At 68.2% G+C, this 12,015-nt stretch carries 10 protein-coding genes and 1 tRNA gene; 6 read left to right on the forward strand and 5 right to left on the reverse strand.

All coding sequences use genetic code 11. The annotated features are described in order from the left end of the window. Nucleotides 1–5: 5 nt before the first annotated feature. Together ACX80J_RS08145 and tadA are read right to left on the reverse strand one after the other, a co-directional pair. Nucleotides 6–494 carry a pyridoxamine 5'-phosphate oxidase family protein gene (locus tag ACX80J_RS08145; RefSeq protein WP_459347406.1) on the reverse strand — a complete coding sequence of 163 codons (489 nt, stop codon included), beginning with the start codon at nt 492–494 and terminating at the stop codon, nt 6–8. Between the two features lie 49 nt (nt 495–543). Then, nucleotides 544–1,038 carry a tRNA adenosine(34) deaminase TadA gene (gene tadA, locus ACX80J_RS08150; RefSeq protein WP_459347407.1) on the reverse strand — a complete coding sequence of 165 codons (495 nt, stop codon included), beginning with the start codon at nt 1,036–1,038 and terminating at the stop codon, nt 544–546. Between the two features lie 23 nt (nt 1,039–1,061). Here tadA and upp point away from each other — a divergent pair, with 23 nt between their 5' ends. The 5 genes from upp to ACX80J_RS08175 all read left to right on the forward strand — a co-directional run bounded on the left by upp (nt 1,062) and on the right by ACX80J_RS08175 (nt 6,630). Then, nucleotides 1,062–1,697 (forward strand): uracil phosphoribosyltransferase, encoded by a 636-nt coding sequence (gene upp, locus ACX80J_RS08155; RefSeq protein ID WP_459347408.1) that lies wholly within the window; start codon nt 1,062–1,064, stop codon nt 1,695–1,697. Between the two features lie 132 nt (nt 1,698–1,829). Further along, a complete protein-coding gene (locus ACX80J_RS08160; RefSeq protein ID WP_459347409.1) occupies nt 1,830–3,167 on the forward strand; it encodes an APC family permease in 1,338 nt (445 codons plus the stop codon). A 491-nt stretch (nt 3,168–3,658) separates the two neighbouring features. Then, a complete protein-coding gene (locus tag ACX80J_RS08165; protein ID WP_459347410.1) occupies nt 3,659–4,480 on the forward strand; it encodes a winged helix-turn-helix domain-containing protein in 822 nt (273 codons plus the stop codon). 25 nt (nt 4,481–4,505) lie between these two features. Beyond that, the gene (locus ACX80J_RS08170; RefSeq protein ID WP_459347411.1) at nt 4,506–5,039 is read left to right on the forward strand and encodes a SixA phosphatase family protein; all 534 of its coding nucleotides are present in this window, start codon (nt 4,506–4,508) and stop codon (nt 5,037–5,039) included. 130 nt (nt 5,040–5,169) lie between these two features. Further along, nucleotides 5,170–6,630 carry a polysaccharide deacetylase family protein gene (locus tag ACX80J_RS08175; RefSeq protein WP_459347412.1) on the forward strand — a complete coding sequence of 487 codons (1,461 nt, stop codon included), beginning with the start codon at nt 5,170–5,172 and terminating at the stop codon, nt 6,628–6,630. Between the two features lie 32 nt (nt 6,631–6,662). On the opposite strand, the gene ACX80J_RS08180 is transcribed toward ACX80J_RS08175, so the two are convergent. Both ACX80J_RS08180 and ACX80J_RS08185 read right to left on the reverse strand, forming a co-directional pair. Next, on the reverse strand, nt 6,663–8,078 hold the full coding sequence (locus ACX80J_RS08180) for a dihydrolipoyl dehydrogenase family protein (protein ID WP_459347413.1): 1,416 nt from the start codon (nt 8,076–8,078) through the stop codon (nt 6,663–6,665). Between the two features lie 92 nt (nt 8,079–8,170). Further along, nucleotides 8,171–8,246, reverse strand: a tRNA-Arg gene (locus tag ACX80J_RS08185). A 292-nt stretch (nt 8,247–8,538) separates the two neighbouring features. On the opposite strand from ACX80J_RS08185, the gene ACX80J_RS08190 reads away from it, so the two are divergent. Next, nucleotides 8,539–10,422 (forward strand): phosphoenolpyruvate carboxykinase (GTP), encoded by a 1,884-nt coding sequence (locus ACX80J_RS08190; RefSeq protein ID WP_459347414.1) that lies wholly within the window; start codon nt 8,539–8,541, stop codon nt 10,420–10,422. Between the two features lie 120 nt (nt 10,423–10,542). On the opposite strand, the gene ACX80J_RS08195 is transcribed toward ACX80J_RS08190, so the two are convergent. Beyond that, complete coding sequence (locus ACX80J_RS08195; RefSeq protein ID WP_459347415.1) at nt 10,543–11,949, reverse strand: phosphomannomutase/phosphoglucomutase; 1,407 nt, start codon at nt 11,947–11,949, stop codon at nt 10,543–10,545. Nucleotides 11,950–12,015: the final 66 nt, after the last annotated feature.

Below are 12,015 nucleotides of genomic sequence, written 5' to 3' on the forward strand. Positions count from 1 at the left end.
GAGCGCTAGGGGAGCTCGATGACGTCGTTCTTGCCGGAGTCGGGCTTGCTGCCGGTCACGAGGCCCTTGACCATCTTCACGGCCGAGACGACCCGCGGGGCGTCCATCGACCAGTACTCGGCGGTGTGCGCGTCGACGTGGAGGAGGGCGACGGCGGGGTCGTCGCGGCCGTTCTCGAACCATGCGGACACCGACGGACCCCACAGCTCGTCGATCTTCGCCTGGTCCCTGGTCAGGGTGGCCGTTCCCGAGATGGAGACGTAGCCCTTGCCCGTGCTCACGGAGACGTTGATCTGGGGATTGGCACGGATCTCGTCGGCCTTGGGGGAGGGGTCCTCGGTGAAGAACCAGAGGTCTCCGTTGAAGTCCTTGCCGTGCAGTGCGAGCGGCCGGCTCACGAGCTGCCCGTCGAGATTGATGGTGGTGAGGATCGCGATGTCGGCCTTGCCGAGAATGCCCTGTACTTCCTTCAAACCGTCCTGCTGGTCTGCCACGTTCACTCCTTCGAAGGGGATGCTGCGGATCCGATCAGCCTACGCAGTATCACCGGGAGCCGGAACCGGACCGCTGCGCCGCGAAGAAGTCCTTGAGCAGCAGCGCACACTCGTCCTCACGCACGCCCGCGAAGACCTCGGTCCAGTGGTTCAGCCGGCGCTCGCGGAGTACGTCGAAGACCGAGCCCGACGCCCCCGCCTTCTCGTCCCAGGCACCGAACACCACGCGGGGGATGCGGGCCAGGACGGACGCCCCAGCGCACATGGCACACGGCTCGAGGGTCACCACCAGCGTGCAGTCCTCGAGCCGCCAGGAGCCGACCTGCGACGCCGCCGCGCGGATGGCCTGCACCTCCGCGTGCGCCGTCGGGTCGCCGAGTTCCTCGCGCTGGTTCCAGCCCGTGCCGAGCACGCGGCCGCCTGGGCCGACCACGACGGCGCCGATCGGCACGTCCGCGCTCGAGCGGGTCCTCGCAGCCGCGTCCAGGGCCAGCCCCATCCATGCCCGATGCTTGGGATCGACGGGAGGACGGAAGGGGGCCATGGGCTCAATGGTACTTTTGACCCATGCGCGTACTGGTAGTCGACCACCCCCTGGTAGCCCACAAACTCACGGTTCTCCGGGACAAGAACACGTCGTCACCGGTGTTCCGTCTCCTCACGGAGGAGCTCGTCACCCTGCTGGCCTACGAGGCCACGCGCGACGTCCGCGTCGAGACCGTGTCCATCGAGACCCCCGTGACCACCACGCAGGGGACAGGCCTCGTGAAGCCGACCCCTCTCGTGGTCCCCATCCTCCGTGCCGGCCTCGGCATGCTCGAGGGCATGACGCGCCTGGTTCCGACCGCGGAGGTCGGGTTCCTCGGCATGGCCCGCAACGAGGAGACCCTCGAGGCCATCACCTATGCCGAACGGCTGCCCGACAACCTGACGGGACGCCAGGTGTTCGTGCTCGACCCGATGCTCGCCACCGGCGGCACCCTCCGCGAGGCCATCAAGTTCCTGTTCGCCCGTGGCGCCGCGGACATCACCTGCATCTGCCTCCTCGCCGCGCCCGAGGGTCTCGCGACCCTGCAGGAGGAGCTGGACGGCCGCAACGTCACGATCGTCCTCGCCTCGATCGACGAGAAACTCAACGAGAAGTCGTACATCGTGCCCGGCCTCGGCGATGCGGGAGACCGGCTGTACGGGGTCGTCGGCTAGGCGGATCCCTCACCGTCCGGGCCGGAAGCCTTCCGGTAGCAGGCCGGATCGTCATCGGCAGGACCCGCGCAACAACTATCGAAAAAGTGCCAGAGGGTTGTGCAACCCGAGGTGACGGATTCGAATAGGGCGATGACAAAGGACATCAGCACGGCCGAGCCGAGTACCGAGGGCGGACTGAAGCGGGCGATCGGCACACCGCTCCTGTACGCGTTCATCGTCGGCGACACGTTGGGGGCCGGCATCTACACGCTCGTCGGTACCATGTCCGCCGACGTCGGGGGCGTGATCTGGCTGCCGCTGCTCATCGCGCTGGTCGTGGCGCTCCTCACCGCCGGTACCTACGCGGAACTCATCACGAAGTATCCGCACGCCGGCGGTGCGGCACGGTACGCCGACCGGGCCTTCGGCATCCCGTACGTGTCGTTTCTCGTCGGGTTCCTGATGATGGCATCGGGCATCACCACGGCGGCGGCCCTGGCGAATGCCTTCGCCGGCGACTACCTGGCCGCGCTCATCGATGTGCCGTCGGCTCCGGCGGCCGTGGTCTTCATCGTCCTGCTGACCCTGATCAATCTGCGCGGCGTACGGGAATCGCTGACCGCGAACCTCGTCGCGTCCGTCATCGAGGTGAGCGGCCTCGTGCTCGTCATCGTGCTCGCCGCCGTCGTCCTCGGCAGCGGCAACGGACAGCCGGCCCGACTTCTCGAATTCGCCCCGGACGTGCCTCCGCTCCAGGGAGCGTTCGCGGCATCCGTCATCGCCTTCTTCTCCTTCCTGGGATTCGAGTCGGCCGCCAACATGGCCGAGGAAGTACGCAACCCGTCGAGGGCGTACCCCCGCGCCCTGTTCGGTGCCATCGGCACCGCTGCGGTCGTCTATCTCCTCATCGCCCTCGGCGCGGTCATCGTCCTGCCCCCGGCAGACCTCGCGGTGTCCACCGGACCGCTGCTCGACGTGGTGAAGGCCAGCGGCATCGGCGTCCCGACCTGGCTGTTCGGCCTCATCGCGCTGGTCGCCATCGCCAACGGCGCCCTCCTGTTCATGGTCATGGCAAGCCGTGTCGGCTACGGCCTGGCAGAGGCCGACCTCCTCCCGCGGGCGTTCGCCCGCGTGCTGCCGAATCGTCGCACGCCGTTCGTCTCGATCCTCGTCGTCGCCGCGCTGACCATCGTGCTGACCCTGACCGGAGAGCTGGCCACGCTGGCCGAGACCACCGTGCTCCTGCTGCTCCTGGTCTTCCTGTCGGCCAACGTGAGCCTGCTCGTCCTCAAGAAGGACAAGGTCGAGCACGCCCACTTCTCGGTGCCCAGGATCGTACCGATCCTCGCGATCATCGCCAGCATCGCGCTGCTGACCCAGCAGACCGGCGTCGTCTGGCTCGGCGCACTTGCATACGTGGTGGTCGGGTCGCTACTGTTCCTCGCAGCCCGGGCCGGCCGGAAGCGCGAGGCGCGCGTCTCGCGATAGCGCGCAGCGGAGAGACGTCCGACCGCAGGGGTGCCCTCTGCGTTCTCCCGTCCTGCTGCAGTGTCTGGTGACGCTGTTCCAGGCTGTAAAGTACGCTCCGCTGCCCGGAGATGTCTGGACGGGAGGTGTCAGAAACCCAGCAGTGCTGGACACTTCGTCGACGAAGCGCTGCAGAGCGGTCCGCTGTCGCCCGTCCGTCCACGGCCGAACCGGTCCACATGGTGGACGTTCGGGCAATGTTACTTGCGCGTAGCGGATTGTTACATGCAATAATTCGACACGTGAACACCAACTCACTCGCATCTGCAGCCGCAGTTTCCTCGGACGTCCCGTCCGCAGCGAACTTCCGCTGTTGTCGAATGCACGCGTAACGGTTACATCCAGACCTTTCTTACGCACTTTCAGCCCAACGGCGGGCACTTCTCTTCATCCCGACCGGGCACATCCCGCATTCGAGCCGCGATGACGGCACACTTCACGAGGTTGCTTCCATGTCAGTAAATCCGGGCTACGTCCATATCTCCCTCCGCTCCCCCCAGAACCGGCAGGCACGCCAGCAGTTCGCGCCCTCCTACACGGCGCACGCCCCCCAGGTTCCCCACCAGCATTCCCGCCTCCAGGCACTGCCGGGCGGGGACGCGGCACGGCCGATGAGTGAACCGGTTCCCGTCGTCGCACCCAACGGAGTGCCGGGGCCGCAGGCTGTCACCGGCGATACGACGGCGCGCGGTTTCGTGCTCTACGTCGCGCTCGACGAGGCCACGGCGGCTGCTGCAGGCACCACGTTCTCCAAGCTGGCCCAGGACGTCCGCAACTACGTGCGGTCCCTCGTGCCGACGGCGGAGAGCCACGCCGCGGTTGCCCTCGCGCCGGCCGACGCCCGCGGGTCCGACATCGACGTCGTCCGTGCGGCGCTGGGTGACCCCACGGTCACCCGCCGCCCGCGACCGGAAGTGGTTCCCGCCCCGTCGCAGGCCCAGCCTGCCCGGCCCACCGGCGTCCTCATCGATCTCTCGCGCCGCGAGGTCCACCTCGACGGCGAGACGCTGAACCTGACCTTCAAGGAGTTCGAACTGCTGAACTACCTCGTCGAGAACGCGGCGCGGACCGTGGGTCGCGAGGAACTGCTCAGCGGGCTGTGGCGCAACGCCGACGAGGTGCCGAACGAGCGCACGATCGACGTCCACATCCGGCGGCTGCGCTCGAAGCTCGGACGCCTGGCCAACACCGTGCGGACCGTGCGCGGCCAGGGCTACCGGTTCTACGACCACCCCGAAGTGGTCGTCTGGGCGGCACCCGAGTACTCCATCTAGTTCGCCCTGGCTTAGGCTCTGAAGCATGGCCGCCCATCTGAAGAAGCTCCTGCTGCTGCGCCATGCGAAGGCCGAGTTCCAGGAGGGTGTGCCGGACCACGAGCGCTCGCTCAGCTCGAGGGGCCATGCCGACGCACCGCTGATCGGCCGCTGGATGCTCGAGCACGACGCCGTCCCCGACTTCATCCTCGTGTCCACGGCGCTGCGCGCCCGCCAGACCTGCACCTGGGTCTGCAAGGAGCTCGGGGACAAGGCGCCCACGCCCAAGCTTGAGGACGACCTGTACGCGGCGCGGCCGACGGAGATGCTCACGCTCATCAATCACGTGCCGCCGACCGTGACCAGCCTGCTCGTCATCGCCCATAATCCCGGTGTGCAGGAGCTCGCGATGCGCCTCGCCTCCGTGCGGTCGAGTGAGCCGGCCGTGATGGACCTCGCCACGGACTACCCGACCGCGGGCCTCACCGTTCTGACGTACGACGGCGACTGGGCCGCACTCGACGGGCGTGACGCTGACGTCACCGACTTCGTGGTGCGCCGGGCGTCGACCCTCCGCTGACGCAGCACCGCGGACGGTGGCGCGGGTGGTCGGGTTGCGGTTCGGGACTTATGGCCCTACCCGGGCACGCCCCTGGGGCATAGCGTCCTGACCAAAACCTGCATGTCTTGTTCAGTACGAAGGGGTCACAATGAGCCGGTCTCGCCCCGCGGTCCTCGGAATGGCATTGGCCCTCGCCCTCGCCCTCGGTGGTGGCCTCGGGGGCACGACTCTGGGGCCACCGGCGGCCGCCGCACCAGCGGTGGCTGCGCAGCGGAGCGTTCCGGCGGTGATGGTGGTCGAGCAGGCCGGCGATGACGCGATCGTCCAGCACTATGCGCAGCTCGGCGGCAGCGCATCGTTCCTCGGCACGCCAATCGGCAGCGTGTACGACATCGCTGGGGGTCGCGCCCAGGACTACACCGCCGGCACGATCTACTGGAGCCCCGGCACCGGAGCGCACGAGGTGCACGGAGGGATCCGCGGACGCTATCTCGCGCTGGGCGGACCGGCCGGCTTCCTGGGCTTCCCGCTCACGGACGAGACCGCCACTCCGGGCGCCGCTGGTCGGTACAACGAGTTCGCCCGAGGGTCGGTCTACTGGAGCCCCGGCACCGGAGCGCACGAGGTGCACGGAGGGATCCGCGGACGCTATCTCGCGTTGGGCGGACCGGCCGGCGTCCTGGGCTTCCCGCGCACGGACGAGACCGCCACTCCCGACGGGGTCGGCCGGTACAACCACTTCAGCGGCGTCAACGCCGGCTCGTCGATCTACTGGTCGCCCGCCACGGGAGCCCACGAGGTGTACGGAGGCATCCGAGCCCGGTGGGTGGCTCTCGGTTGGGAGCGCGGCCGGCTCGGCTACCCGACCAGCGGCGAGTACGGCATCACGGGCGGGCGCCGCAGCGACTTCCAGCACGGTTCGATCCTCTGGCACGCTGCCAGCAGCAGGACCGAAGTCATCTACACCAGCGTTCCGTCGACCCTCCTGGGCGTAGACCTCGAGCGCATTCCGACCACGCGGAAGGTTGTCGCGCTCACGTTCGACGCCGGCGCCAGTGACGCCGCCCTCCGATCGATCCTCGCAACCCTCGCAGCCAACGGCGTTCCAGGCACATTCTTCCCCACCGGGAACTGGGTCAACCAGTTCCCCTCCGATTTGGCCCTGATCTACAACGCGGGGCATCGGATCGGCAATCACTCCATGACCCACCCGGACTTCACGACCCTGACCGACGCCCAGATCGCGAACGAGATCAACGGCGCGCAGAGGGCCATCAAGGCCGCTGGAGGCGACTCGCTCCCGTTCTTCCGCTTCCCTCTCGGCGCCCGCGATGCCCGCACGATCCGTGACGTCAACGCCGCCGGTTACGCGGCGATCCGGTGGACCGTCGACACCCTGGGCTGGCAGGGCACCATGAACGGAACGCGCGGCCCGAACTTCATCGTCCAGCGCGTCATGGCTTCCGCGCAGCCCGGGGAGATCGTCCTGATGCACGTCGGCGCGAACCCCGACGACGGCTCGACGCTCGACGCCGCGGCCCTCCCACAGGTGATCTCCCAGCTCCGGGCGGCAGGCTACGGCTTCGTCACCCTCGACGCCGCCCTATGATCTTCCTGGCTGTTCCCCACCGATGATCCAGGCTACTGCCCGTACTTCTCCAGCAGCCGCAGCCAGATCTCGCTGACGGTGGGGTAGGCGGGCACCGCATGCCACAGACGGTCGAGGGGAACCTCTCCGACGATGGCGATCGTGGCGGCGTGCAGCATCTCGGACACCTCGGGTCCCGCGAAGGTGACGCCCACGAGTACCTTCCTGTCCTCGTCGACGACCATCTGCGCCCACCCCTTGTACCCGTTGGAGTGGAGGGACGAGCCGGCGACCGCGATCTCGAGGGAGGTCTCCGACGCATTGACGCCGTCCTTCCGCGCCTGCTCCAGGGTGCGGCCCACCATGGCGATCTCGGGGTCCGTGAAGACCACCTGGGGGACGGCGCCCCGGTCCGCCGTCGCCGCGTAGGGGCTCCATTCCGGGGCGGAGTCCCCGAGGATGCCCTGAGCGCGGGCCGCAATGGCGTCACCGGTCATGCGCGCCTCGTACTTGCCCTGGTGCGTCAGCTGGACGATCCCACCCACATCGCCGACGGCGTACAGCCAGCCGCCGGCGCCGGGGACACGCCCCGTGTCGTCGCGGCTCAGCTTCTTCGGGTCTAGGCCCAGGGCCTCGAGGCCGATGTTCGACGTGTGCGGGTGGCGGCCGGTCGAGACGAGCAGCTTCTCCGCCGTGACGGTCCTGCCCTCGACCTCGAGCACGAATCTGCCGCCCTCCTTGCGGACCGCGTTCGTGGCCGTGTCCGTCAGGATGGTCACGCCCTCGCCGCGGAGCGCGTCGAGGACGAGGTCCGAGGCCTCCTTCGGGTAGCTGCCGAGGATGCCGCTGCGTGCGATGACCGTGACCTCGGCGCCGAGCCGGGCGTAGGCCTGCGCGAGTTCGATGCCGGCCACCCCGCCGCCGAGCACCGCGAGGCTCGCGGGCACCTCCTTCGCGGAGGTGGCCTCCCGGGTGGTCCAGTAGTCGAGGTCCGGAAGCCCGTCGATGGGCGGGATGATCGGCGTCGAGCCGGTGGCGAGGACGACCGCCTGGGTGGCCCTGAACACGGAGGTCGAGCCGTCGTCGTGGGAGATGGTCACCTCGCGCTCCCCGGAGAGCGTCGCCCAGCCCCGCTGCAGCTCGATGCCTGCGGAGGCCACCCATTCCTCCTGGGAGGCGTCGTCCCAGTCGGAGGTGAACGACGTGCGGCGCTCGAGCACCTGCTGGGCATCGAGCGTGCCGGTCACTGCCTCCCGTGCGCCGGCGACGCTGCGGGCCGCATTGAGGATGGTGCCGGGACGGAGGAGCGCCTTGGACGGCATGCAGGCCCAGTAGGAGCACTCACCGCCGACGAGGTCGGACTCCACGAGCACTGCGGAGAGGCCTTTCTGGACCACCCGTCCTGCTACGTTCTCGCCGACAGCGCCGGCGCCGATTACGATGACATCGATGGTGCGGGGTTCACTCATAGGCAGAGCTTCCCATCGGACAGGCGGGGGAGCAACCGACGAAAAAGGCCCCGGCCGGAGCCGGGGCCTCTCTCGATGGTTCGGATGAACCGTGGTGCGCGCGAAGGGATTCGAACCCCCAACCTTCTGATCCGTAGTCAGATGCTCTATCCGTTGAGCTACGCACGCATCCGTAGTCCGTCGATCCGCGGTGCGAATCCGTCCTACAAGCGGGCCGTTTGGCCGTAGACAACTCTAGCGGACATCGGCGGGGACGCCTAATCGGCACTGTTACTCCCACTTTGACTAGACCGGTCTACGTGACCTTTGTCACAAGGAGCTGTCACGTAAGCGCTCGACTTCCCTGTGCTCCCGCGGTTCGTGGGAATGCCCTTCCGAATGTTTCGAAATGCGGGCCCTTGCCTGAAATGTGCCACCCCTAGCATCGATACACACCGAGCACCCAACGAAGGGAAGAGTAATGGGCGATCCTGTGCGCCAGCTTGACGAGGTCGACACACCACCCACGAGCCCCCATGACGCCGCGCTGCCGGAGGCTTCCGGTCCCGCGCCGACGACCCATGCGGCACTCCTCGCCTGGGTGCGGGACGTGCAGCAGCTGACACAGCCTGCCGACGTCGTGTGGATCGATGGGTCGGAGGAGGAGAACACGCGCCTCACGGACGGACTCGTGAAGGCCGGGACCTTCGTGCGGCTGAACCCCGAGACGTTCCCCAACTCCTTCGCCGCGTTCTCGGACCCCAAGGACGTGGCCCGGGTCGAGGAGCAGACGTTCATCTGCTCCAAGGACGAGAGGGAAGCGGGCTTCACCAACAACTGGATGGACCCGGCAGAGATGAAGGCCAAGCTCACGGGCCTGTTCTCCGGTGCCATGCGCGGGCGCACCATGTATGTCATCCCCTTCGTGATGGGCCACCTCGATGCCGAGGACCCCAAGTTCGGGGTCGAGATCACCGACAGCGCCTACGTGGTGACGTCCATGCGCATCATGGCGACCATCGGCTCCGCGGTCCTGGACCGCATGACCGAGCTCGGCGCCGATTTCGTCCCGGCGCTGCACTCCCTGGGGGCGCCGCTGGCCGAGGGCGAGGCGGATGTGCCCTGGCCGTGCAACGACGACAAGTGGATCGTGCATTTCCCCGAGGAGCGGTCCATCTGGTCCTACGGCTCCGGCTACGGCGGCAACGCCCTGCTCGGCAAGAAGTGCTACGCGCTGCGCATCGCCTCCGTGATGGCACGCGATGAGGGCTGGCTCGCCGAGCACATGCTGATCCTCAAGCTCACCTCCCCGCAGGACAAGACCTACTACCTGTCCGCGGCGTTCCCCTCCGCGTGCGGCAAGACCAACCTCGCGCTGCTCGACCCGACCATCGAGGGCTGGAAGGTCGAGACCCTCGGGGACGACATCACCTGGATGCGCTTCGGGAAGGAAGGCGAGCTGCGTGCCGTCAACCCGGAGGCGGGACTCTTCGGCGTCGCACCGGGAACCGGCTGGCACACCAACCCGAACGCCATGCGCGCCATCGCCAAGGGCAACTCCGTGTTCACCAACGTCGCGCTCACCGATGACGGCGGCGTGTGGTGGGAAGGCATGACCGAGGAGGTGCCGGCGCACCTGACCGACTGGCAGGGACGGGACTGGACGCCGGACATGGACCACCCCGCCGCGCACCCGAACGCCCGCTTCTGCACGCCGATCGACCAGATCGACATGCTGGCGGAGGAATTCAACCGGCCCGACGGCGTCGAACTCTCCGCGATCCTCTTCGGCGGCCGCCGCAAGACGACCATCCCCCTGGTCACGCAGTCACGCAACTGGGCCAACGGCATCTTCATGGGCTCCACGCTCTCCTCGGAGACCACGGCCGCCGCCGCCGGGGAAGTGGGCCGGGTCCGCCGGGACCCGATGGCGATGCTGCCCTTCATCGGGTACGACGCCGGGGACTACCTGCGGCACTGGTTGACCCTCAGCGCGGCGGCGGACCAGTCCCGCCTGCCCAAGATCTTCCTGGTCAACTGGTTCCGCCGCACCGCCTCCGGGGGCTTCGCCTGGCCCGGGTTCGGCGACAACTCCCGTGTCCTGAAGTGGGTCATCGAACGTCTCGAGGGCACCGCGGACGCCGTCGAGACCCCCATCGGGTACGTGCCCACCGGGGATGCCCTGGATCTCACCGGCCTGGACATGACCCCCGCGGAGGTCGAGGCCGCCGTCCACGTCGACGCCGTCGAATGGGCCCAGGAACTGGCGGGCATCGAGGAGTGGTACGGCCGCTTCGGCGACTCCCTGCCCGAGGAGCTCAAGGGCCAGCTCGAGGAACTCAAGGAACGCTTCCACGCCGTCTGATCCGGTGCGTTGATCCCGTGCGCTGGTCCCGACAGGGATCCGGCTCCCGGAGATGCGAAAGGCCCCTTCCACACGGAAGGGGCCTTTCGCCGTTCTGCGCGCCCGGTCGTCCCGGGACGGCTACGCGCGGATCACGGCGAGGACGCGCTGGACGAGCTCCTCGAGCGTCTTCGGGTCCACGGCCTCGGCGTTGAGGCGGAGGTAGGGCTCGGTGTTCGAGGGGCGGAGGTTGAACCACCAGTTGCCGTGATCGGGCGTGAAGGTGAGGCCGTCGAGGTCGTCGACCACCACGCCGTCCTGCTCGAACTCGGCACGGGCCCGGGCGATGGAGCCCTGGAGGTCCGCCACCTTCGAGTTGACCTCACCGGAGGAGAAGTAGGGCTCGTACTCGCGCCCGAGCTCCGAGAGCGGGCCGTCCTGCTCACCGAGGGCGGCCAGGACGTGCATGGCGGCCAGCATGCCGGTGTCGGCGTTCCAGAAGTCACGGAAGTAGTAGTGGGCCGAGTGCTCACCGCCGAACACCGCGCCCTCCTTGGCCATGACGGCCTTGATGAAGGAGTGGCCCACGCGGGTGCGGACAGGGCGCCCGCCGTCGTGCCGGATCAGTTCGGGGACGGCCCGGGAGGTGATGAGGTTGTGGATGATCACGGGCTCGGACTCGCCGGCAGCCTGGGCACGTGCGATCTCCCGGCGCGCGACCATCGCGGTGATGGCACTCGGCGAGACCGGCTCGCCCTTCTCGTCGATGATGAAGCAGCGGTCCGCGTCACCGTCGAACGCGATCCCGATGTCCGCGCCGTGCTCGACGACGGCGGCCTGCAGGTCGCGCAGGTTCTCGGGCTCCAGCGGATTGGCCGGATGGTTGGGGAACGAGCCGTCGAGCTCGAAGTAGAGGGGGACGATCTCGAACGGCAGGGCCGGCAGGAGACGGTCACCGAGGACGGCGGGAGTGGTCAGGCCCGCCATGCCGTTGCCGGCGTCGACCACGATCTTGAGCGGCCGGGACGAGGAGAGGTCCACCTGGGTGCGGAGGAACCGCGAATATTCCTCGAGGATGTCCCGCACGCTGGTCTCGCCCCGGACCTCGACGCCGGGGATGGTGCCCTGTGCGAGGTAGCGTTCGGCCCGTTCCTGGACGTCCTTGAGGCCGGTCTCGGACGAGACGGGGACCGCTCCGGGGCGCGTCATCTTCATGCCGTTGTACTGGGCGGGGTTGTGGCTGGCGGTGAACGTCACGCCAGCCGCGTTCAGGGTACCGCTGGCGTAGTACAGCTCGTCCGTGGAGATGAGGTCGAGGAGGACGACGTTCGCACCGCGCAGGGTCGCGCCGTCCGAGAATGCCTTCGAGAATTCGGGGGACGACGGGCGCATGTCACCGCCGACGAGGATGGTTTCCCCTGCGAGTTCCAGCGAGTCCACGAAGGCTGCTCCGACCGCGCGGACCGAGTCCACCGTGATGGTCTCGCCGACGATGCCGCGGACGTCGTACGCCTTGAAGGATGCAGAAAGATCGAAGGTTGTATTCACGTTCCGAAGTGTATCGGGTGGTGTCGTGGCGCGGGCCGTCCACAGGGGCGACCCGGCCGCAGGAAG

The sequence above is a fragment of the Arthrobacter rhamnosi genome (assembly GCF_054510975.1).

What these genes read in the sequence shown, in the direction of transcription:
- ACX80J_RS08180 (WP_459347413.1), bottom strand. Translation starts at nt 8,078, where the DNA reads ATGAGTGAACCCCGCACCATCGATGTCATCGTAATCGGCGCCGGCGCT.
- ACX80J_RS08160 (WP_459347409.1), top strand. Translation starts at nt 1,830, where the DNA reads ATGACAAAGGACATCAGCACGGCCGAGCCGAGTACCGAGGGCGGACTG.
- ACX80J_RS08165 (WP_459347410.1), top strand. Translation starts at nt 3,659, where the DNA reads ATGTCAGTAAATCCGGGCTACGTCCATATCTCCCTCCGCTCCCCCCAG.
- ACX80J_RS08170 (WP_459347411.1), top strand. Translation starts at nt 4,506, where the DNA reads ATGGCCGCCCATCTGAAGAAGCTCCTGCTGCTGCGCCATGCGAAGGCC.
- ACX80J_RS08190 (WP_459347414.1), top strand. Translation starts at nt 8,539, where the DNA reads ATGGGCGATCCTGTGCGCCAGCTTGACGAGGTCGACACACCACCCACG.
- upp (WP_459347408.1), top strand. Translation starts at nt 1,062, where the DNA reads ATGCGCGTACTGGTAGTCGACCACCCCCTGGTAGCCCACAAACTCACG.
- ACX80J_RS08175 (WP_459347412.1), top strand. Translation starts at nt 5,170, where the DNA reads ATGAGCCGGTCTCGCCCCGCGGTCCTCGGAATGGCATTGGCCCTCGCC.
- tadA (WP_459347407.1), bottom strand. Translation starts at nt 1,038, where the DNA reads ATGGCCCCCTTCCGTCCTCCCGTCGATCCCAAGCATCGGGCATGGATG.